This is a genomic window from Shewanella sp. SG44-2, from assembly GCF_014164215.1.
GTDB classification, from domain to species: Bacteria; Pseudomonadota; Gammaproteobacteria; order Enterobacterales; family Shewanellaceae; genus Shewanella; species Shewanella frigidimarina.
Map to the genome: position 1 here is coordinate 25,315 of NZ_JACJEU010000032.1, position 21,630 is coordinate 46,944.

The window sequence follows — 21,630 nt, forward strand, 5'->3', positions numbered from 1 at the left end:
TTATGATTGTTATAATTACTGCTGTTGTTGTAGAGAATGCGATGACTCGGGTACATTAAAACATTTATCTAGTAACTAAAAATATTATATGTTACTCATTTTTATCACGCTTTATAACATTGTTATTTCAAGGATGTTTCATGCAGTTATGGCAAAAATTCACCGTCTTATCTTCGCTAATCTTGTTCCCATTCGCGGCCTCAGCAGTACCAGTCACAGATGAAGTCGATATCGGCGGTGCAGTACGCGTAAACTACGGTTGGAAAGATTACGACAACAACTCCAAACTTGAGTTTGAACTGTTCCGTGCTGACGTTAACTATAAGAGCAAAGATGGCCTATTTGCCTCAGCTCAGTATCGTTGGTATGAAAACATGGACGTAGTTCATCATGCCTACATGGGTTATCAATTTGATGAAGCCCAATCAGTGCAAGTGGGTGTAACCCAAGTGCCATTTGGTTTATTGCCTTATGCAGCCCATTCATTTTGGTTCGGCGCAACTTATTATCTTGGCTTTGAAGATGATTATGATGCTGGTATCCATTACAAAAATGAACAAGATGGTTGGCGTTACGATTTAGCTTATTTTGTTAATGACGAAATTGGCGACGGTTCTAATTATGATCGTTACTCATTTGATGCGGCCACAACAGCCGATTCACCATATGAAGAGGCAGGACAAATCAACGCTCGAGTTGAGCGAGAATTTACTTCTGGTGAAGTCACTCATAAGTTAGGTGGTTCATTACAATACAGCCAATTAGATTTTATGGCTGATGCAGCTACCGTAGTGGGTGAAGACACCAATGGTCTTGCCGCTGCAGCGCATTGGCAACTTGACTGGAAAAAATGGCAATTACAATTACAATATATTCATTATGACTATGATATAGACAACAGTGAACGTATTGCGCTAAGTGCATTTCAATATCCATTTGAAATTGCTGCTGAAGCCGATGTTGCTACCGTTAACATTGCTAAATCGGTTGACGTTGATTGGGGACCAATCACTAATTTGAATTTTTACAACGATTACAGCCAAGTGATGGCATCGGGTCAAGGTCTTGATGATTCTATCCAGAATGTGACTGGTGTAGCCATCACTGCAGGTAAATTTTATTCTTATGTAGATTGGATTGCCGGTAAAAATATGTGGTTTGTTGATGGTGCAGGCGTTGGTATCAATAACGGTGATACATCATGGCATTCACGTTTGAACATCAATATCGGTTTTTACTTCTAATCACTTTTGATCTGAATAAAGCAGTACTACGTACAGTCCTGTGATACCTAATTAGGCATCGATAAATTCGTTTATCGGTGCCTATTTTTATCTATTCTTATAAACTTTGAGTAAAGGACAAATTAACAATGATTAAATACCTAACGGCAATTGGCTTAATGGCATTAAGTTTTAGTACTGTTGCTGCAAATTGTCCTGATTATCTCAATGTTGAAGCTCGTAAATTACACTCAACAGAAAACGTAAATTTATGCGAACTCACCCAAGGCAAAGCAGTATTAATCGTTAATACCGCATCGCACTGTGGTTTTACGCCTCAATTCGAAGCTCTTGAAGCATTACACAAACAATATGCCGATAAAGGTTTAGTGGTGATTGGCTTTCCGTCAGATGATTTTTTCCAAGAAGAAAAAGACGAAGCAAAAACTGCCGATGTTTGTTTTATTAATTATGGTGTTACATTTACCATGGTGGCAACATCACCTGTTAGAGGCGATGAAGCTAACTCCGTATTTAAATACTTGGGCGATAAAAGTGCCGCACCTAAATGGAATTTCTATAAGTATGTTGTTTCGCCTGACGGTCAAACCGTGCAGCAATTTAGTTCGCGTGTGAAACCCGATAGCGAAGAATTGAAAAATGCGATTGAATCAGTTTTGTAATCGTTAGTTAAGTTGAGTTATTTAACCTAGCGACTAAATACAGCTACTAATAAGTAAAGTGACTTAATAGAAACACCCAAATGAGTTAGCTAGCGTAAATAAATATTTGCCGAGTACCGGGTAATTTGATGATAAAATCGATACCTAGCGCTCTTTTTGTTTTAAATGAATGCGATACAATTTTAACTTACGCTCACGCGTTACTCAAAGTGAGCTGTATTTGTAAATCCATACCAATAACGGAGAAGATACTTTGGCTAGATTTTCAGGGCTAGATAAAGACACCGGCCATAAAGCTCGTGGCAAAACCGGTGTATTACTATTGAATCTAGGTACACCAGATGCACCAACTGCATCAGCTGTTCGCATCTATTTAGCTGAATTTTTGGCTGATCCTAGAGTAGTCGAAATTCCAAAACTGATATGGATGATTATTCTTCACGGCATTATTTTGCGTATTCGACCTGCTAAATCGGCTGCCTTATATCAACAAGTCTGGACCGAAGAGGGTTCACCTTTACTGGCTATCAGCCAACATCAACAAGCCAAACTAGCCAAACATCTACAAGCCCAAGGGTACGATGCAAGTGTACATTTAGCGATGCGTTATGGTTCTCCATCAACGTCGAGCACTTTACAAGCTATGCACAAACAAGGTGTCGATAACTTAGTCGTTTTGCCTTTGTACCCACAATATGCAGCTCCAACAACCGGTTCTGCGTTTGATGCATTGGCCAAAGAGCTAATGAAATGGCGTTATATTCCTGCTCTGCATTTCATCAATACCTATCATGACAACGTCGATTTTATAGACGCGCTTGCTGCATCTATTCAAAAAAATTTTGATCTACACGGTAAACCACAAAAACTAGTGATGTCTTTTCATGGTATGCCAGAGCGTAACCTGCATTTAGGCGATCCTTATTACTGCTTCTGCATGAAAACAACTCGATTAGTCGTAGAAAAGTTAGGCTTTAGTGAAGACGATTATGTAGCCACATTCCAATCTCGTTTTGGCAAGGCTAAATGGTTACAACCTTATACCGATGCAACAATTGGTAGCCTACCGGCTAAAGGTATTACTGACATTGCCGTAATTTGCCCAGCATTTAGCGCCGATTGTCTAGAAACCTTAGAAGAAATAAAAGGTGAAAATCGTCATGTATTTGAAAATGCAGGCGGAAAGAACTTCAGATATATCGAATGCCTAAATGACAACGACGACCACATCAATATGATGGCAAATCTGGTTAAACCTTTTCTATAATTATAGGGCGTGACTCCGTCACTGCTAGGGCGCTTCGCTGCTAAGATCCTAGGCCGCTACGCGGATAGTGCGCTGCGCTTCTAGGGCGTGACTTCGTCACTGCTAGGGACAGCTTCGCTGCTAAGATCCTAGGCCGCTATGCGGCTGGGCTGTTGCTCTTTTCGCTCGTCATCGCTTGTCACCGGCTCTTTCTTTGCTGTATATTTTGATTTTATAGCCTCTAGCCGCGTAGCGTCCTAGCAGCGCAGCGCTCTAGGCTTTTTCGCCTTTCACTGCTCGCCTCCGCTTTTATGATTTGTTAAACTCAAATAATGTTTTATTGCTAAAGAAATAATATGAGAATAGATCCCAATATCGCATTAGTTTATAGCACTGATAAAGGTCGCATTGATCAGCCTAAGCCGCAAGTTGAAGTACCAACCGGCGACGGCATAGTGCGGATCCATAAAGACAGTAAAGGTCGTAAAGGTAAGGGCGTAAGTGTGATCAAAGGGCTCGAGTTAGATGAAAAAGCCTTAAAAGACTTAGCGCAAAAATTGAAGAAACAATGTGGCTGTGGTGGTACAGTTAAAGACTTCTGCATTGAAGTACAAACTGACAATCGCGAACAAATAAAATCCATATTAGAAAAGTTGAATTTCACTGTGAAATTAGCGGGTGGATAATACAAAACGCTAAAACACTATTGGGGATAACATATGGATAGCTTAAAAGACCACTTTTTAATTGCGATGCCATCATTAGATGACACATTTTTCGAGCGCTCGGTGATATACATTTGTGAGCATGATCAAAAAGGTGCCATGGGACTAATGGTTAATCGTCCAATCGGTGTAGAGGTTGAAGATCTGCTTGAGCAAATGGAACTCTATTTATCGCCAGAGTTTGTATTCTCCCTTGACAGTCAAGTGCTCATTGGCGGCCCAGTGGCACCCGAACGTGGTTTTGTGTTACATACGCCTCAACAACATTGGGTCAACAGTACCGAAATTAGCGAAGATACTATGCTAACGTCTTCTCGAGATATATTAGCCTCAATTGGTTCTGACAAATCGCCTGAAAATTTTGTGGTTGCACTAGGTTATTCCGGCTGGAGTAAAGATCAGCTTGAACAAGAAATTGCCGACAACACCTGGTTAACAATCAAAGCCACACCAGAGTTACTATTTAATGTTGAACCTGAACAAATGTGGCTCATGGCGACCCAACAACTCGGGTTTGATATTTGGCAAATGTCTAGCCAAGTCGGTCATGCTTAAAATAGGTCGCTACGCTGTTAAGATTCTAGGCCGCAATGCGGATAGTGCGCTGCGCTTCTAGGGCGGACTGTGTCCTGCTAGGGACAGCTTCGCTGCTAAGATTTTATAGTATCTAGCCGCGAAGCGCTCTAGGCTGTTGCTTTTAAAGCGTCCTCTAAAAATTAAACCAAGAGATATACATGCAACCACAAACCGTTTTAGGGTTCGACTACGGCACCAAAAGTATTGGTGTCGCTATAGGTCAAGCCATTACAGCTAGCGCCACACCTTTATTATCAATTAAAGCGGTTGATGGGATCCCTAATTGGGATGATATCGATAAATTATTAAAAGAATGGCAACCAGATCTCGTTGTAGTCGGCTTACCGTTAAACATGGACGGCACCGAGCAAGAGATGACTCAACGAGCTCGAAAATTCGCTAATCGAATTAATGGTCGTTTTGGCGTTAAAATTGCCACCCAAGACGAACGTTTGACCACTGCAGATGCTAAAGCCCGTTTATTTGAATTGGGTGGTTTTAAAGCGTTAACCAAAGGTCAAGTTGATGCTGTGTCAGCTGTGTTAATTATCGAAAGTTATTTCGAAAACCAGTATTAATCTAGAGCCTAAGTGCTAGGCCGCTACGCGGATAGTGCGCTTCGCTTCTAGGAACAGCTTCGCTGCTAAGATTTAGTCACCAGATTCCAGTACCGTTCGAGTTACTAGGTCTTTTAGCTTTTATAGCATCTAGCAGCGTAGCGCTCTAGTGATCTAGATTCTAAGTACTAGGCCGCTACGCGGATAGAGCGCTTGGTTTCTAGGAACAGCTTCGCTGCTAATATTTAGTCACCAGATTCCAGTACCGTTCGAGTTACTAGGTCTTTTAGCTTTTATAGCATCTAGCAGCGTAGCGCTCTAGTGATCTAGATTCTAAGTGCTAGGTCGCTACGCGGATAGTTCGCTTCGCTTCTAAGATTTTATAGAATCTAGCAGCGTAGCGTTCTAGCATCTAGGCTCTATCGCTCGTTACCACTCTTTACCGCTTGCTATCCTCTTTTCTGCCTCAAAAAGGTGCAACTATTATTCATTGTCGCGCATGTCCTTTGATCCTATTCAATATACTTTTTACTTCATCGTTTTTGTTCTGAAAATATAATCAACTATATCAATGGTTAAAGTTTTTTGTGCCATTAAGGTGCAACATTATTACGTTTGGCACATATCCTGAATCTACCTAATCAGTTAATAGCGTTACAGCGATAACGAAATAGCGCTAACGGGCGATAACAAGCGAACGGTGCACTTACAAATAGAATGATGAAAGAAGGTAACAAGCAAACGCTGTGTTTACGAATAGGGCAATAAAAATCGATAACAAACGGATGGTGTGGAAACGAGTGAACGTTGGCTTTCAGCTTTTATAGAATCTAGCCGCGCAGCGAATTAGCTTCTAGGCTTTAAGCTTGTCACCGCTCGTTATCGCTTGATATCGCTTGATATCGCTCGTCACAGCTCGTTATCGCTAGTTATCGCTTTGTGTCGCTTGATACCGTTCTTGATAGTCAGCGTTCAATGATTGAAAAGGGATACGATATGACAACACGACCACTTATCTTTACCGACATCGATGGCACTTTGCTGGACCATTTTGACTATAGCTTTAGTGATGCCATTGAAGTGATTGAAGCATTGAATGAACGCAATATTCCTATTATCGCTAATACCAGTAAAACCTTTGCCGAAATGGCGAAGCTACAACAAACTATCGGTTTTAACTCACCATTTATATCTGAAAATGGCGCAGTTGTTTACATCCCAATTGGCTATTTTGACCAACAGCCAGAGGGGACGTTTACCGAAGGATATTATTGGGTAAAAGAGTTTTGTCAGCCGCGACAATACTGGCTTGAATTATTAAACCAACATGCACAAGCATTTAACGATGACTTTATTGGTTTTTCATCTTTATCGGTTGAAGTGTTATGTGAGATCACCGATTTGTCGCCAGATAATGCCAAACTAGCTTTGATTAGGCATTATGCAGAGCCAATACTTTGGCAAGGCAATGAAGCCAATAAACAAGCCTTTATTGAGTTGATGACACGCGTTGGTGCAAATACCCTGCAGGGTGGACGTTTTCTACATGTTGGTGGAGATAGTGATAAAGGCAAGGCAATGAAATGGTTAGCCGATGTCTATTCCAAGCAATATAACGTTCCAGTGACCACAATTGCACTCGGTGACAGTGGTAATGACAATGCCATGCTCGAAGCAGCAGACCTTGCAATACAAATTAAGTCACCTGTTCACCCATTTCCCATATTAACAACCCCAAAACAAAGTATTAAAAGCAATGAATGCGGCCCTAAAGGTTGGGCTGAATGCATTAAGCAAACTCTATTGTCTTCATCGGCTGAATCGCAGCTAAACCAACTACCATTTGGAGGGGCGTAACATGGCCGACTTTTATCAAAATGGCATTGTCACCACAATGCATAATCTAACCCGACGTAGCCATGAAGAGCTTGAGCAAGATTTAATTAAGTTTTCAAAAACGCGCCCGTTAGGATTAATTTTGCCATCTCTGTATTCAGAGCTAGAAGGCACCGCACTTAAAGATATTGTTAGTAAATTAAAACAGGTGCCGTATTTATCAGAAATTGTGATTGGATTAGATAGAGCCGATCTACAACAATACAAACACGCGCTGAGCTTTTTTGGTGAGTTACCGCAGCATCATCGAATACTATGGAATGACGGGCCACGCTTACAAGCGCTGGATGCCAAACTGCAGGCGCTAGGCTTAGCCCCCAAAGAGCTGGGGAAAGGCCGAAATGTCTGGTACTGCATGGGCTATATTTTGGCTTCAGGTAAAACAGAATCGGTTGCACTGCATGATTGTGACATCGTGACATATGAAAAATCATTACTCGCTAGACTGCTTTATCCGGTCGCTAACCCACAGTTTAACTATGAATTTAGTAAAGGTTACTATGCACGTATTTCTAATGGACAAATTAATGGTCGAGTGTCACGTCTATTAGTCACACCGTTGATTAAAGCACTTAAAAAAGTGGTTGGTTACAACGAATATTTAGAATATATGGACAGTTTTCGTTATCCATTAGCGGGTGAGTTTTCATTTAGACGAGACGTGCTCAACGACCTACGTATTCCAAGTGACTGGGGCTTAGAAATTGGTGTGCTGTCAGAAATGCAGCGTAACTATGCCCATAATCGTATTTGTCAGGTTGATATCGCTGACAATTATGATCATAAACATCAAGATTTATCATTGGATAATGAAGACGCGGGTTTGTCTAAAATGTCGATTGATATCACTAAAGCCTTTTTCCGAAAGTTAGCCACTCAAGGACATACTTTTAGCACTGAATCGTTCCGAACTCTCAAAGCTACTTATTACCGTGTCGCCCTCGATTATGTCGAAACCTATCATAATGATGCATTAATGAACGGCTTAACCACCGATATACATTTAGAAGAAAAAGCGGTTGAAATGTTTGCCCAAAATATTGTCACAGCAGGGCAACGCTTTTTAGATAATCCAATGGAAACCCCGTTTATGCCAACATGGAGCCGAGTCGTGAGTGCCATGCCAGACGTGCTCGAGCAGCTTAAAGCTGCTGTTGAAGCCGATAATGCTGAGTTTAGCTAACATCAAAATCGACCAGAGGACACCCTATGTCAGTAATGGATGGATTACAGCAAAAGCTGCAGCAACAACTTAGTTGTATTTACAACGATGTCGACATTGACATAAGTGTGCCAGCATTGGCTGCACAGCTCATCGATATAATGCGTATCACCGAGTATTGCCAAGTGCCCGAACCCTTTGTAAATCATTGGTCTGAAAAAGACATCATTATGATCACTTATGGCGACAGTGTGATCCAACAAGGTGAGCAGCCACTCACCACGCTGGCACAATTTATCGACAGCTATTTAAGTTGCATCAATGCTGTGCATATTTTACCGTTTTTCCCTTACAGTTCTGACGATGGTTTCTCGGTTATCGACTATTCAAGTGTTAACGAAGGCCTTGGATCGTGGGCAGACATCAGTGCTATTGCCAGTAAAAGGCGATTGATGTCAGATTTAGTGATCAATCATTGCTCTAGTCGGAGCCTATGGTTTGAGAACTTCTGCAAAGGTGAGGGCGTGGGCCATGACTACTTTTTTACTGCCGAGCCAGATGATGATTTAAGCGCGGTGGTTCGGCCAAGAACGTCAACATTATTAAGACCAACAGAGACACCAAGCGGCACTCAACATGTGTGGTGTACCTTTAGTCATGATCAAGTTGATTTTGATTTTCGTAATCCACAGGTATTAATCGAGTTTGTTCGTATCATTCGTCAGTATTTAGATGCGGGTGTGAGTATTTTTCGCCTCGATGCAGTAGCCTTTTTATGGAAAATAGTCGGTAATAAATCAATTAACTTACCGCAAACCCATGAAGTTATACGTTTATTACGGACATTAATTGAACATGCTCAGCAAGACGCCATCATCATTACCGAAACCAACATTCCCAACACCCAAAACTTAACTTACTTTGGTAATGCGAACGAAGCACATTGTATTTATAACTTCTCATTGCCGCCTTTACTGATCAACAGTCTTATTACCGGCAGTTGCTTATACTTAAAGCGTTGGCTTATGAGTATGCCGCCCGCACAAGACGGCACCACCTACTTTAATTTTATAGCTTCTCACGATGGTATTGGTTTACGCCCGGCAGAAGGCTTACTTGAAGAAGATGAGATTGATACTCTGGTCGACACCATGAAACAGTTTGGCGGCCAAATATCATCCAGAACCACAGAAGATGGCCTCCAAAAACCTTATGAAATGAACATTGCCTTGTTTGATGCGCTACAAGGCACCACTAAAGGTAAAGACCAGTGGGGGATGCAACGTTTTGTGTGCGCTCATACCATTATGTTAGCGCTCGAAGGTATTCCTGGAATTTATATCCATAGTTTATTGGGAACCCGCAACGACTATCAAAAGCTGGCCAATACTTCACATAATCGCGCCATTAACCGTCATCGTTGGGGTCTCAATCAATTAACGGAACAACTAAATGATGCCAGCAGCGATCATAGCCAAGTGCTAACCGAGCTGACCAATTTAATCAATATCCGAACTCAGCAAATTGCATTTCATCCCAATGCGACACAATTCACCTTACATCTAGGGTTACAGCTATTTGGTTTTTGGCGTCAAAGTCGTAATCGTAAACAAAGTATATTTTGTATCAGCAACGTATCAGACCAAATCACCGATCTTCGCATTAATGAACTTAATCTTATAATTGCAGAACACTGGGTTGATCTATTAAGTGGACAACCAATAGAAGACATCACCCAAACCATGCAACTGCAACCCTACCAAACCGTGTGGATAAGCAATGTACATATCTAGGGCGGACTAGGTCCGCTAGGTGCTAGGTTCTAGGAGCTCGCAGGCTCGCCAGAGGGCGGACTACGTCCTGCTAAAACAGCTTCGCAGCTAAGATTGACTCGCAGCGATACTAGGCTGTTGATTTTATAGCATCTAGCCGCGAAGCGTCCTAGAGTCTAGCGTTCTTTATTTTATAAAATCTTGTTAACTTGACAACGCCTTTGCTCTCTATAAGCTAATAAACATTAACGTCTTGTTTTTGGAGCCTGTATGAAAACCCTAATTATCGCTGCGGCAGTGTTAGCATTGAGCGCATGTAGTACCTTGAAATCTACTTCAGACTTCGACCCATCGGTATCATTTGATCAATATAAAACCTATTCATGGGTAGAGAAAAAAAATGACGATGCGGGCTATCATTTAGACGGACTCATGGACCAACGCATCCGTGCTGCAATCGAAACTCAATTAAGCCAAAAAGGCATCAGCAAAGCCGACAAACAAAATGCAGATTTATTAGTTAACTACATCACTAAAGTCGATAAAAAAATTAATATCGATACCTTTAATAGTCACTACGGTTATAACCCATATTACGGCCCTCGTTGGGGATTAGGTGGCAGTCTTCATAGTGAAACCACCGTGCGTGAATACGATGTTGGTACATTAATGGTCGACTTAGTTGATAACAAAACGGGTAAGTTGATTTGGCGTGGTACTGTTGCTGATACCGTACGTGAACAAAGTACCCCAGAAGAGCGAATTAGCACTATAAATCAAGCAATTGGCACAGTAATGATGAATTATCCGCCCAAACCAAATAAGTAAACTTTAAGGCAACATAAAGTGTCTAATAAAAGCCTCGTTTATCGAGGCTTTGTTTTATGTAGGCTAGAAATACCTATATCGCCTCAAATTGACCTTTATGATTAACATTTTTCAATAATTTATCGATGGAGTCATTAATTGAAACATCGATAAAGTCAGATTGTGATTGTCGTAAATGGAAGTGAAATAACATGATATAAAAGATCGTCAATATGTTGTTTAATCTGTTGAGATTTTCAGGATATTGACGCATGTTGAGACAGTACTTTTACCATCTTTAACAGCTAACGTATGCAGATTGGCATTACTAAGAACTTTTTATTATACATAAAGTAAGATTAACGGAGTTCCGTGCGATAAAGGTGTTAAGTAAATGTCGAACGATAAATCAATTAGTTACTTCTGAATGTAGATAATAAATGATGGTGTTATTGCTTAATATAAAACCAGATGATGACTTAAACGCTGTATTTATAGGCACTAAGGCCTAAAAACTCATTCAAAAAGCTAAGTAATTTTGTTAATATCCCAAGCCGTGAATGGGATGTCACTTGCTCAAACAGATGAGCAAATTTAAACAAGCGAGCATTAATGAAATCTTGGTATTTACTGTATTGCAAACCACGTCATGAAGTACGTGCTCAGCAAAATTTAGCTTTGCAAGAAGTCGAAAGTTATTTACCTATGATCACCCAACAAAAAATGGTCCGCAACAAACCACAAATGGTTACGGCACCACTTTTCCCTAGTTACCTGTTTATCTATTTTGATCCTCTCGTCACCAGTGTAAGCAAAATCCACAATACACGTGGTGCTAATCGTATTGTTGGCTGCCGAGAAGATATGACTCCCATTGACGACAGAATTATTTCAGCGCTTAAAAGGCGTGTTCAAGGTTATGTACCAGAAGAGGTAAAACCGTTAGGCAAAGGCGATAAAGTCAAATTTGTCGATGGACCGTTTAAAGACCTTGAAGCAATATTCGACGAGAATAATCCAGATAAACGTTGCCATGTGTTATTTAACATCATGGGGCAACAGAAAAGGATTTTAGTTGAGTTGACGAATCTAACGCCTGTTTCTGGTAGCAAAACAGAATAATAGTAGTATGTTAAGACTTCCGCCCTAGATCTTGTAGGATATTGTCTATTCACATATTTAACTTTGGTTGTTATTTGACCAATTGGTCGGAAAAAAGAACCAATATTAATGTTTTTATATACTTTACTATTTGTAGGTAAGTAAAAAACAATTTACTTACAACATTAAAGTTATCGTTTAGGTATAATTTCGCGCCGATTATTTAGATTATATCGGCGATAAAGATATATTTCGCACAGCGAAGGGCATGTTGGAAGCCGTAATCCATGGGCGGTAGCGTGTCTTAAAATCGATAATCAAAAATCTAGATGCGAGAGCGCTTCGCTGCTAGATGCTATAAAATCTTAACAGCAAAGCTGTCCCTAGTAGCGCAGCAACACTAGTAGGACGAAGTTCGTCCTCTGGCGAGCCTGCGAGTTCCTAGAACCATTTTAATTAAAAAAATAATATTGGAGATACCTGGTGTTACATAAAACCAAAAACGTGTTAATAGCTGGCTTATCAGCCCTTATTATTTTAACAACACAAGCAAATGCTGTTACACCTACACCGCAGATGCTTGAACAGTTTAAACAATTACCTAAAGCAGAACAGGAACGAATCGCCCGTCAGTATGGTATCGATCCATCAATGATTTCAGGTAGCTCTAATAATTCTGTTAACGTTACTAATCCTAACGTAGTTGAACCCCGTGATGATAAAGGCAACAAAGAAGATAAAGATCAATACACAGAAAAAAATAAAAAGAATGAATTTGATTTTAAAGAAGACAGTGACAAAGACGCACTAAAACGTTTCGGTTACGAAATGTTTGAAGGTGAACCAACAACTTTTGCACCAGTAACAGATGTTCCTGTACCAAGTGATTATATGGTCGGTCCTGGTGATGTTATTAAAGTTCAGTTATACGGCAAAGAAAGCAACGAATACAGTTTAACCATTAATCGTGATGGTACAGTACAAATTCCCGATTTAGGTCCTGTATCTGTTGCCGGATTAAGCTTTTCCGATTTACGTCAAGAACTGTCTAAGCGCATAAAGCAGCAAATGATTGGCATTGAATCAAATATCACCATGGGTGAATTACGTTCAATTCGCATTTTCATCGCTGGTGATGCCTACAAACCAGGCTCATATACCGTATCAAGTTTATCAACCATCACTCAGGCGTTATTCGTTGCTGGTGGGGTAAATGAAATTGGTAGTCTTCGTAACGTGCAAGTTAAGCGTAGTGGTAAGCTTATTGGCTCATTCGACTTATATGATTTATTACTTCGTGGTGATGCATCTGGAGACATTAATCTCCGTTCTGGTGACGTGGTATTCATCCCATCAATCGGCGGTTTAGTCAGTGTTGCTGGTGAAGTACAGCGCCCAGCTATTTATGAACTGAAAAAGAACGAAACCATTGCAGATGTTATCAATATGGCTGCTGGTATTAAACAAGGTGCCTATCCGAAAAATAGCAGTATTGAGCGCTATAATACTAATGGATTAAAAACCATAGTTAATGTCGATTTAACATCCGCCAAAGGTAACAACACTTTAGCTAAAGCTGGCGATTACATTCGAGTTAAAAATGCCTCTAATCAGTACGAAGATGCCATTACGGTAGTTGGTGCAGTGGTTCGCCCTGGTAAATATCAATGGAAGCAACAGCGTATTAGCGATCTTATGCCATCAATTTGGGGGGATTTACTCATATCTGCTGATTTAGATTATGGCTTAATTATTCGAGAAATAAATAAGCACGGCGATATTGAGACGTTACAGTTTGCCCCAGGTGAAGCCATTACTTCTCCTAATTCTGTACAAAACCTGGCTTTACAGCCTCGTGATAAAGTGATGATATTTAACTTTAATGACGATACTCAAAATCGCTTTGAATTAAACTCGTTAGTAAAGAAACGAGTGAATAAAGTTGAAGCATTGAAAGGTGATTCATTACTGGATGCAGATCTTTTCAAAGTAGGGTTCGAAACATTAGACAATTCAGTAGCAAAAAAATATACCAACGAGATTGCGGGCGTTGTCTTAAGTGAAAAAGAATCTGAAGAACAGTCGCTAGTCAGTAGCGAAGTCGCCAAAATGCTATCAAATCTTTTTGAAGACCGCGACTTAATCAAGCTCAGTAATGTGATGTCGCGAAAAGAGTTATTATATCCTATCGTAACCAAACTGACTCTTCAGGGTAACGCACAACAAGGCATAAGAATTGTCGCTATAGCAGGTAAAATTCGCCATCCAGGTGTTTATCCTTTAACAAATAACGCTAACGTAACCGACTTGCTTAAAGCCGCTGGTGGGTTGTTAGAAGGTGCCTACATTGAGCGAGCAGAACTAACACGCACACATACTACGTCAATAGTATCTGATATTATCCATAAAACCATTAACCTTCATGCAGCAATTAATGGCAGTCAAGAAGACAATCTCGAGCTAAAAGGTCGTGATATGGTCACTATTCTGACGACTCCAGAGTGGCAAGAAAGAAAAGTTATTGAAATCAAAGGTGAAGTTAAGTTTCCAGGTACATATAACATTAGACGTGGTGAAAGGCTATCAGACGTGATTGCTAGAGCAGGTGGGTTTACTGAATTTGCATATCCTTCAGCGTCAGTATTTGTTCGTGAATCCGTTCGTTTACAAGAGCAGCTCGAAATTAAGAAGTTAGCCGATCAACTTCGCAGAGACATTGCGACTCGTGGTGTATCAAAAGACGGTTTAGCCAGTAGTTATTCAGAAGTACAGTTAATGTTAACTGATTTGGAAAACATAAAAGCGGTAGGTCGTTTGGTTGTTGATTTAAATGCAATTAAATTAGGTATCCCAGAAGCCGATCTTCAACTTGAAGACAGTGACGTATTGTATGTTCCAACGACCAAGCAAACAGTTGCAGTAATGGGTGAGGTTCAGCATCCTTCAACGCATAGATTTAAAGAAGGCTTAACGTTAGAAGAATATTTACAACTGTCTGGTGGCTCTAGAGAGCGCGGAGACGAAGACCGAATTTATGTTATAAAAGCCAATGGTTCAGTGATGATGCCAACTAAGAGTATCTGGTTTAGTTCCGACTCTCAAATTTCAGCCGGAGACACTGTTATTGTCCCTCTAGACACAGAGTACAAAGATAACTTAACCCTTTGGTCGCAAGTCACCCAGATTATTTATAACTCTGCTGTAGCCTTTGCTGCTATTTCAGGGATCTAGCCCGCTTCGCTGATATGAAAAAGCGATAACAAGCGAACGCTGCGCTCACGGATAGAGCGGTCGAGCACCTAGGTACTTGGCTTGCAATTGCCCCTAACCGCTTGTCATCTCTTGATATCGCTTGCTACCAAGATTTTATAGAACCTAGCCGCGAAGCGTCCTCGAATCTAGAAGCGAAGCGCACTGCTTCCCAGACAAAAAAGACTTATGACTAAACAAAACCTACAACCTGCTTATGATGGAAACCTTACCTCACAACAAGCAACAGAAAGCGTTCAAAAGGACGAAATCGATTTACGCGAACTTTTTGCTGTTATTTGGCAAGGCAAGTGGTTAATTATTGCCATCACTGCTGTATTTTCAATCGGCGCTGTTATTTTTGCCATTAACCAGCCTAATATCTATAAGTCAGAAGCGCTGTTAACACCTGCAGACACAGAGCAAGGTGGTGGTTTAGCTGCACTTGCAGGACAGTTTGGTGGCCTGGCAAGCATGGCTGGCATCAACTTAGGTGGCGGCGGTGGTGTCGATAAAACCCAAATGGCTATCGAAGTGATGAAGTCTCGTCAATTTATCAGTGACTTTATTCAAAAACATAGTATTTTACCTGACTTGATGGCAGCTAAAACGTGGGATATGGCTAGTAATACAATCAACTATGATGATGAGCTATATAATGTAAGTGATAAAAAATGGCTTCGTATAGTTGATGCCCCGTTTAAAGCAAAACCATCAATGCAAGAAGCATATAAAGAATTCAGTAAAATTTTTGCAGTTAATTCTGCAAAAGATACTGGTATGGTTACTGTATATATAGAACATTTATCTCCGCAAGTAGCACAGCAATGGGTTAACTGGTTAGTTGCTGATATTAATACAGAAATGAAACAGAGAGATGTCGCTGAAGCTGAGAAAAGTATAGAGTTTTTAAAGACTCAGATACAACAGACAAATATTGCAGATATACGTTCCGTCTTGTATAAATTAATAGAAGAACAGGCAAAAACTATTATGTTTGCCGAAGTTCGTGACGAATATGTGTTTAAAACCATCGACCCAGCATTAATTCCAGAAGAAAAAGCTAAACCCAAGCGAGCATTAATATGTTTGTTAGGTTTAATATTAGGCGGCATATTATCCGTTATGTTGGTATTAATTAGGTCTTTTTTTAAAAAATAAAATTATAAAAAGGTTAAATAAAGAGACTATTGAAATAGTTTTTTGTAAAAACCTACGTTCTATTTAGATTAGCGACGATTAACCTGTCTAAAATCGTAACATTAATACTGACGTATTAATGTGTAATTATTCAACATCTTTTTGTAGATGTTCTTCTAAACTAGGTCTGATGTCATGACGAAAAAGAAAGTACTTACAATATTTGGAACTCGCCCAGAAGCTATTAAGATGGCTCCGCTAGTTCATGCTTTAGCATCTGATGAACGGTTTGAAGCGAAATGTTGCGTCACTGCCCAACATCGAGAAATGCTTGATCAAGTACTTGAACTCTTCGATATTACACCAGACTATGATCTCAATTTGATGAAAGCGGGCCAAACGCTAAATGATATAACGGCTAAAATTATTCAAGAGTTAAAACCAGTACTGCAAGATTTTAAACCTGATGTAGTACTTGTTCATGGCGATACCGCGACAACATTTGCAGCAAGCTTGGCTGCATATTACGAGCAAATTCCAGTTGGTCATGTGGAAGCTGGTCTTCGGACAGGAAACATATATTCTCCTTGGCCAGAAGAAGGCAACCGAAGACTTACCGGTGTACTTGCTAAATATCACTTTGCCCCAACTGAAACATCTAAACTAAATTTGTTAACAGAGAATGTTAATATCGATGATATTACAGTCACTGGGAATACGGTCATTGACGCACTCTTAATGGTTAAAGATAAGATTGAGTCGGATGAAGTATTAAAACAAACCTTGGCATTGCAGTTTCCATTCCTGAACGAAGCTCAAAAATTGATTTTGGTTACAGGTCACCGTCGTGAAAGTTTTGGTGGTGGTTTTGAACGAATTTGCGAAGCATTAGCGCAGACTGCTAAGGCTCATCCAAATTGTCAGATCCTTTATCCAATGCATTTAAATCCAAATGTCAGAGAACCTGTTAATCGGATCTTAGATGGTATAGAGAATATCTTCCTAATTGAACCGCAACAGTATCTGCCGTTTATTTACTTAATGACTCGCTCTTATATTATTTTGACCGATTCTGGTGGAATTCAGGAAGAGGCTCCTTCTTTAGGTAAGCCAGTACTCGTTATGCGTGACACGACAGAAAGACCTGAAGCTATAGATGCTGGAACTGTGAAGTTAGTGGGTACTGATATAGATGCAATTGTAAATAATCTGAATAAGCTTTTGGTGGACAACACGGCGTATAAGGAAATGAGTTTTGCTCACAATCCTTACGGCGATGGTTTTGCATGCCAGAAGATATTAAATATACTAGCTAAGGTTTGATTGATGAAAATATTATTAACCGGTGGAGCGGGGTTTATTGGCTCTGCAGTTGTACGTCATATTATCAATAATACTCAAGACAGCGTCGTCAATGTCGATAAATTAACTTATGCTGGTAACCTTGAATCATTGGTAAGTATTGAGTCGAGTCAACGATATGTTTTTGAGCAAGTTGATATTTGCGATCGAGTAGAATTAGACCGAGTCTTCAAGCTACACCAGCCAGATGCTGTGATGCATTTAGCTGCGGAGTCTCACGTGGACCGTTCTATCACTGGACCATCAGATTTTATTCAAACTAATATCGTTGGCACCTATACATTACTTGAAGCAACTCGTGAGTATTGGAATACTCTGTCAGCCGATGCCAAACAAGCATTTCGTTTTCATCATATCTCTACAGACGAAGTATATGGTGATTTACCTCATCCTGATGAGCAGGATGGTAAGCTGCCATTATTTACTGAGAGCACGTCTTATGCCCCAAGTAGCCCTTATTCAGCATCGAAAGCATCAAGTGACCACCTTGTCAGATCGTGGTTACGCACATACGGTTTACCTACCATTGTGACTAACTGCTCTAACAACTACGGTCCGTATCATTTCCCTGAGAAGTTAATCCCTTTAGTGATCCTAAATGCGCTAGAAGGTAAAGCTCTTCCTATCTACGGTAAAGGCGACCAGATTCGAGATTGGCTCTATGTTGAAGACCATGCCCGTGCACTCTATAAAGTGGTGACGTCCGGTAAAGTAGGCGAGACTTACAATATTGGTGGCCACAACGAGAAACAAAATATTGAAGTGGTCAATACCATTTGCAGTATTTTAGACACCCTAATGCCAAAAGACACACCATACGCTGAGCAAATCACTTATGTGACAGATCGTCCTGGTCATGACCGTCGCTATGCAATTGATGCCAGCAAAATGAGCAATGAGCTTAACTGGCAGCCAGAAGAAACATTTGAAACGGGTTTACGTAAAACAATAGAATGGTATTTAGCTAACCAAACGTGGTGTCAACATGTACAAGATGGTAGCTATCAACGTGAACGCTTAGGCATAAACTCTTAATCGTATATTTTTATAATATTTGGCATGTTTAACGTATAAGGTTTTAGGATTTATGAAAGGAATTATTTTAGCTGGCGGTTCAGGAACGCGTTTATACCCACTCACAAGAGGTGTATCTAAACAGTTGTTACCAGTATATGACAAACCAATGATTTACTATCCATTGTCGACTTTAATGCTTGCTGGTATAAGAGACATCTTGGTAATCACCACACCAGAAGACAACGAAGGCTTTAAACGTCTATTAGGAGATGGTTCAGATTTTGGCATAAACTTAAGTTATGCCGTGCAAGCTTCACCAGATGGTCTAGCACAAGCATTCATCATCGGTGAAGAGTTTATCGGTAAAGATAAAGTATGTTTAGTCTTGGGTGATAATATTTTCTATGGCCAGTCGTTTAGCAAAACATTGAAGAGTGCTGGAAATAGAGAAGAGGGGGCGACAGTATTTGGTTATCAAGTCAAAGACCCTGAAAGATTTGGTGTGGTTGAATTTGATAAAAACATGAAAGCAATATCAATAGAAGAGAAGCCTACTCAACCTAAGTCTAATTATGCTGTTACAGGTCTATATTTCTACGATAATAGTGTTGTTGAAATGGCAAAAAAAGTTAAGCCATCTCACCGTGGTGAGTTAGAAATTACCACCTTAAATGAAATGTATTTAAATCAAGGCAACTTAAATGTTGAGTTGCTCGGCCGTGGCTTTGCCTGGTTAGATACAGGTACCCATGAAAGTTTGCACGAAGCCTCATCTTTTGTACAAACAATTGAACATATTCAAGGGTTAAAAGTTGCCTGCTTAGAAGAAATTGCCTGGCGTAATGGGTGGTTAACCGCAGAGCAACTTGCTGAAATAGCAAAGCCAATGATGAAGAATAACTATGGTCAATATTTAGCTCGTTTAGCTAACGGATTATAATATGAAGATTTTAATTACAGGCAAGAATGGCCAAGTTGGCAGTTGTTTAGTCGACCAACTAAGCATAATGTCAGATGTCACCTTGCTAGCATTAGACCGTGTTCAGCTTGATATTACAGACGAAAGTGAAGTTAATAAAATAATCGCGGAATTCAATCCAAACATCATTATTAATGCAGCTGCCTATACCGCTGTTGATAAGGCAGAGCAAGAAAGTTTATTAGCTTATGCTATTAATCGAGATGGGCCACATAACCTAGCGGTTGCTGCTAATACGATTAATGCCGCAATTATACATATCTCGACAGATTATGTATTTGCTGGCGACTGTAGTGCTTCTTATACCGAGTCTGATAAAACCAATCCCCAAGGTGAGTATGGGCTCAGTAAACTGGCTGGTGAACAAGCAGTTGCACAAGCGTGTTCTAGGCATATTATACTAAGAACAGCTTGGGTTTTTAGTGAGCATGGCAATAATTTTGTTAAAACTATGCTTCGTTTGGCGAAAACTAAAAATTCCTTGGATGTTGTTGCTGATCAGTTTGGTGGCCCAACCTATGCAGGTGATATCGCTTGTGCAATTATTAAGATTGCAAAATCAATAGTATCAGGTAATAAAGCATATGGTATATATCACTATTCAGGTTTTCCATATGTAAGTTGGTTTCAATTTTCTAAAAAGATTTTTGAAATAGCATTAGATCAAAAAATTATTTCTCATGTAATCCAATTAAGTGCTATTACAACTTCAGACTACCCAACGCCGGCTAAACGACCTGCGAACTCTAAACTTGATTGCCATAAAATTTTAAATAATTTTTCTATTAAACAAAGTAATTGGCAAGAAGCATTGTTAGATGTGATAAAAAATAAATAAATTTTTTTGTATTAAATTTATACAAAATGTCTATTTTCCTAAGTAAAAAAAATCTCTACGATACTTTATGAATAAATCCAATTGAAATATAATTTCATTTATATAAAAATATAACTTTTTGTTATAAAAGTATAATCAAGATATAAATTGATGAGTTCACATGAAAAAAGTTAGTATTTTAGTTGTAACATACGGAATTGATTTAATTGAATCATTATCACTTATTGCTATTTCAAATTTAGATTTACGGAATATTGATTATAAACCCGTATTGAAAATATGGATGAATAAGTATTCCGATGAAAATATTTATCTAAATGAAGAAATAAAAGATAAATTTGAAATTGAAATAGTTAAAAGCCTCGAAAATAAAGCACTGCCTATTATATATAATAGATTCCTATTAGAACAAGATTCTGATTATGCGATATTACTCGATCAAGACTCAATCATTGAAGATGATTATATCAGTGAAATAAACCAAGTAATTAATGATATGAATGTTTACTTATTACTTCCTAAAGTAGTTCATGGAGACACACTAGTCAGTCCTGGGCGGTTACGACTTTTTTTCGGTACTTTAGACCCAACACTAAAAGATAGGAAAGGTATCATTAAAGACAGAGATATTGTTGCTATTAATAGTGGGCTGGTCGTAAAAGTAGAATTAGTGAAAAAAGATATAATTAAATATGATGAGCGTCTTAAATTTTATTTTACGGATACTAAGTTTTTATTAGATTATAATAAATTAGGGTTTGGGATTTATTTGCTAGAATCGGTAATAAGCCATGACTTATCTGAGTTGAGTGATAGTAATAATACATCCAGAGCATCAGTTAGATTTAGTGATATGGTTTTTGGTTTTAGAGCAACATACCCTAATGGAGTTCTAAGAATATTATTAGAATCATATTTGGTTTATGTTGCGGTTAAATATTCAATTAAATTTAAAAGTTACATATTTTTTAAGTTATTAGTAGGGTAAATGACAAAGTACATATTTTTATTTCTAGCTAAAGCATGTTCCTTTTTTGGTTTGTTTATTTTCGCCAAGTTTCTAGATATTAAAGAAGTTGGACAAATATCTACATACCAAGTGATGCAGTTTTTTTTAATACCTATTTTATCATTACAGATACCCGCAGCTATATTTAGATTCTATGGTGATAAAAGTTTTGATGATGAAATAGGTTTAGCATTTAAATATGCAAATTCAATTTTGTTTTTTTCATTTTTTCTCGTTGTCGGATTTTCTTTAAGTGTTAATATATATATAGGTGTACTAGCATCTGCG

At 39.2% G+C, this 21,630-nt stretch carries 19 protein-coding genes; all 19 read left to right on the forward strand.

Annotation, left to right across the window (positions count from 1 at the left end; all coding sequences use genetic code 11):
- The first annotated feature begins 140 nt into the window (after positions 1–140).
- Complete coding sequence (locus H5181_RS17805; RefSeq protein ID WP_011638302.1) at positions 141–1,244, forward strand: hypothetical protein; 1,104 nt, start codon at positions 141–143, stop codon at positions 1,242–1,244.
- 128 nt (positions 1,245–1,372) lie between these two features.
- Positions 1,373–1,906: a glutathione peroxidase gene (locus H5181_RS17810; protein WP_123776346.1), complete on the forward strand. Its 534-nt coding sequence runs from the start codon at positions 1,373–1,375 to the stop codon at positions 1,904–1,906.
- Positions 1,907–2,159: 253 nt separating this feature from the next.
- Entirely contained in the window at positions 2,160–3,173 is a 1,014-nt protein-coding gene (gene hemH, locus H5181_RS17815; protein ID WP_182751659.1) for a ferrochelatase, read from the forward strand.
- Positions 3,174–3,508: 335 nt separating this feature from the next.
- Positions 3,509–3,838, forward strand: a complete 330-nt coding sequence (gene yciH, locus H5181_RS17820) for a stress response translation initiation inhibitor YciH (protein ID WP_102036447.1) — start codon at positions 3,509–3,511, stop codon at positions 3,836–3,838.
- Positions 3,839–3,871: 33 nt separating this feature from the next.
- Complete coding sequence (locus H5181_RS17825) at positions 3,872–4,432, forward strand: YqgE/AlgH family protein (protein ID WP_011638298.1); 561 nt, start codon at positions 3,872–3,874, stop codon at positions 4,430–4,432.
- A gap of 179 nt (positions 4,433–4,611) precedes the next feature.
- Positions 4,612–5,031 (forward strand): Holliday junction resolvase RuvX, encoded by a 420-nt coding sequence (gene ruvX / locus H5181_RS17830; RefSeq protein WP_102036446.1) that lies wholly within the window; start codon positions 4,612–4,614, stop codon positions 5,029–5,031.
- 975 nt (positions 5,032–6,006) lie between these two features.
- A complete protein-coding gene (locus H5181_RS17835; protein WP_182751660.1) occupies positions 6,007–6,867 on the forward strand; it encodes an HAD-IIB family hydrolase in 861 nt (286 codons plus the stop codon).
- Position 6,868: 1 nt separating this feature from the next.
- On the forward strand, positions 6,869–8,089 hold the full coding sequence (locus H5181_RS17840; RefSeq protein WP_059744135.1) for a hypothetical protein: 1,221 nt from the start codon (positions 6,869–6,871) through the stop codon (positions 8,087–8,089).
- Positions 8,090–8,115: 26 nt separating this feature from the next.
- Entirely contained in the window at positions 8,116–9,861 is a 1,746-nt protein-coding gene (locus tag H5181_RS17845; protein WP_182751661.1) for a sugar phosphorylase, read from the forward strand.
- A 249-nt stretch (positions 9,862–10,110) separates the two neighbouring features.
- Positions 10,111–10,668, forward strand: coding sequence for a DUF4136 domain-containing protein (locus H5181_RS17850; RefSeq protein ID WP_182751662.1), 558 nt, complete (start codon positions 10,111–10,113; stop codon positions 10,666–10,668).
- A gap of 591 nt (positions 10,669–11,259) precedes the next feature.
- Positions 11,260–11,769 (forward strand): transcription/translation regulatory transformer protein RfaH, encoded by a 510-nt coding sequence (gene rfaH, locus H5181_RS17855; protein ID WP_182751663.1) that lies wholly within the window; start codon positions 11,260–11,262, stop codon positions 11,767–11,769.
- Between the two features lie 462 nt (positions 11,770–12,231).
- Positions 12,232–14,979, forward strand: coding sequence for an SLBB domain-containing protein (locus tag H5181_RS17860; RefSeq protein ID WP_182751664.1), 2,748 nt, complete (start codon positions 12,232–12,234; stop codon positions 14,977–14,979).
- A 207-nt stretch (positions 14,980–15,186) separates the two neighbouring features.
- Positions 15,187–16,158 (forward strand): Wzz/FepE/Etk N-terminal domain-containing protein, encoded by a 972-nt coding sequence (locus H5181_RS17865; protein ID WP_162023647.1) that lies wholly within the window; start codon positions 15,187–15,189, stop codon positions 16,156–16,158.
- A gap of 174 nt (positions 16,159–16,332) precedes the next feature.
- Positions 16,333–17,460, forward strand: coding sequence for a non-hydrolyzing UDP-N-acetylglucosamine 2-epimerase (wecB, locus tag H5181_RS17870; protein ID WP_162023646.1), 1,128 nt, complete (start codon positions 16,333–16,335; stop codon positions 17,458–17,460).
- Positions 17,461–17,463: 3 nt separating this feature from the next.
- On the forward strand, positions 17,464–18,534 hold the full coding sequence (rfbB, locus tag H5181_RS17875) for a dTDP-glucose 4,6-dehydratase (RefSeq protein ID WP_182751665.1): 1,071 nt from the start codon (positions 17,464–17,466) through the stop codon (positions 18,532–18,534).
- 52 nt (positions 18,535–18,586) lie between these two features.
- The gene (gene rfbA, locus H5181_RS17880) at positions 18,587–19,456 is read left to right on the forward strand and encodes a glucose-1-phosphate thymidylyltransferase RfbA (RefSeq protein WP_182751666.1); all 870 of its coding nucleotides are present in this window, start codon (positions 18,587–18,589) and stop codon (positions 19,454–19,456) included.
- A gap of 1 nt (position 19,457) precedes the next feature.
- The gene (gene rfbD, locus H5181_RS17885; protein WP_182751667.1) at positions 19,458–20,333 is read left to right on the forward strand and encodes a dTDP-4-dehydrorhamnose reductase; all 876 of its coding nucleotides are present in this window, start codon (positions 19,458–19,460) and stop codon (positions 20,331–20,333) included.
- A gap of 160 nt (positions 20,334–20,493) precedes the next feature.
- The gene (locus tag H5181_RS17890; protein ID WP_182751668.1) at positions 20,494–21,321 is read left to right on the forward strand and encodes a hypothetical protein; all 828 of its coding nucleotides are present in this window, start codon (positions 20,494–20,496) and stop codon (positions 21,319–21,321) included.
- Positions 21,322–21,630, forward strand: a 309-nt coding sequence (locus H5181_RS20610; RefSeq protein WP_220491829.1) for a hypothetical protein, incomplete at its 3' end; no start/stop codon positions are given.

What these genes read in the sequence shown, in the direction of transcription:
- H5181_RS17810 (WP_123776346.1), top strand. Translation starts at nt 1,373, where the DNA reads ATGATTAAATACCTAACGGCAATTGGCTTAATGGCATTAAGTTTTAGT.
- H5181_RS17890 (WP_182751668.1), top strand. Translation starts at nt 20,494, where the DNA reads ATGAAAAAAGTTAGTATTTTAGTTGTAACATACGGAATTGATTTAATT.
- yciH (WP_102036447.1), top strand. Translation starts at nt 3,509, where the DNA reads ATGAGAATAGATCCCAATATCGCATTAGTTTATAGCACTGATAAAGGT.
- H5181_RS17835 (WP_182751660.1), top strand. Translation starts at nt 6,007, where the DNA reads ATGACAACACGACCACTTATCTTTACCGACATCGATGGCACTTTGCTG.
- H5181_RS17840 (WP_059744135.1), top strand. Translation starts at nt 6,869, where the DNA reads ATGGCCGACTTTTATCAAAATGGCATTGTCACCACAATGCATAATCTA.
- rfbA (WP_182751666.1), top strand. Translation starts at nt 18,587, where the DNA reads ATGAAAGGAATTATTTTAGCTGGCGGTTCAGGAACGCGTTTATACCCA.
- ruvX (WP_102036446.1), top strand. Translation starts at nt 4,612, where the DNA reads ATGCAACCACAAACCGTTTTAGGGTTCGACTACGGCACCAAAAGTATT.
- H5181_RS17865 (WP_162023647.1), top strand. Translation starts at nt 15,187, where the DNA reads ATGACTAAACAAAACCTACAACCTGCTTATGATGGAAACCTTACCTCA.
- H5181_RS17850 (WP_182751662.1), top strand. Translation starts at nt 10,111, where the DNA reads ATGAAAACCCTAATTATCGCTGCGGCAGTGTTAGCATTGAGCGCATGT.
- rfbB (WP_182751665.1), top strand. Translation starts at nt 17,464, where the DNA reads ATGAAAATATTATTAACCGGTGGAGCGGGGTTTATTGGCTCTGCAGTT.
- H5181_RS17805 (WP_011638302.1), top strand. Translation starts at nt 141, where the DNA reads ATGCAGTTATGGCAAAAATTCACCGTCTTATCTTCGCTAATCTTGTTC.
- H5181_RS17845 (WP_182751661.1), top strand. Translation starts at nt 8,116, where the DNA reads ATGTCAGTAATGGATGGATTACAGCAAAAGCTGCAGCAACAACTTAGT.
- wecB (WP_162023646.1), top strand. Translation starts at nt 16,333, where the DNA reads ATGACGAAAAAGAAAGTACTTACAATATTTGGAACTCGCCCAGAAGCT.
- rfbD (WP_182751667.1), top strand. Translation starts at nt 19,458, where the DNA reads ATGAAGATTTTAATTACAGGCAAGAATGGCCAAGTTGGCAGTTGTTTA.
- rfaH (WP_182751663.1), top strand. Translation starts at nt 11,260, where the DNA reads ATGAAATCTTGGTATTTACTGTATTGCAAACCACGTCATGAAGTACGT.
- H5181_RS17825 (WP_011638298.1), top strand. Translation starts at nt 3,872, where the DNA reads ATGGATAGCTTAAAAGACCACTTTTTAATTGCGATGCCATCATTAGAT.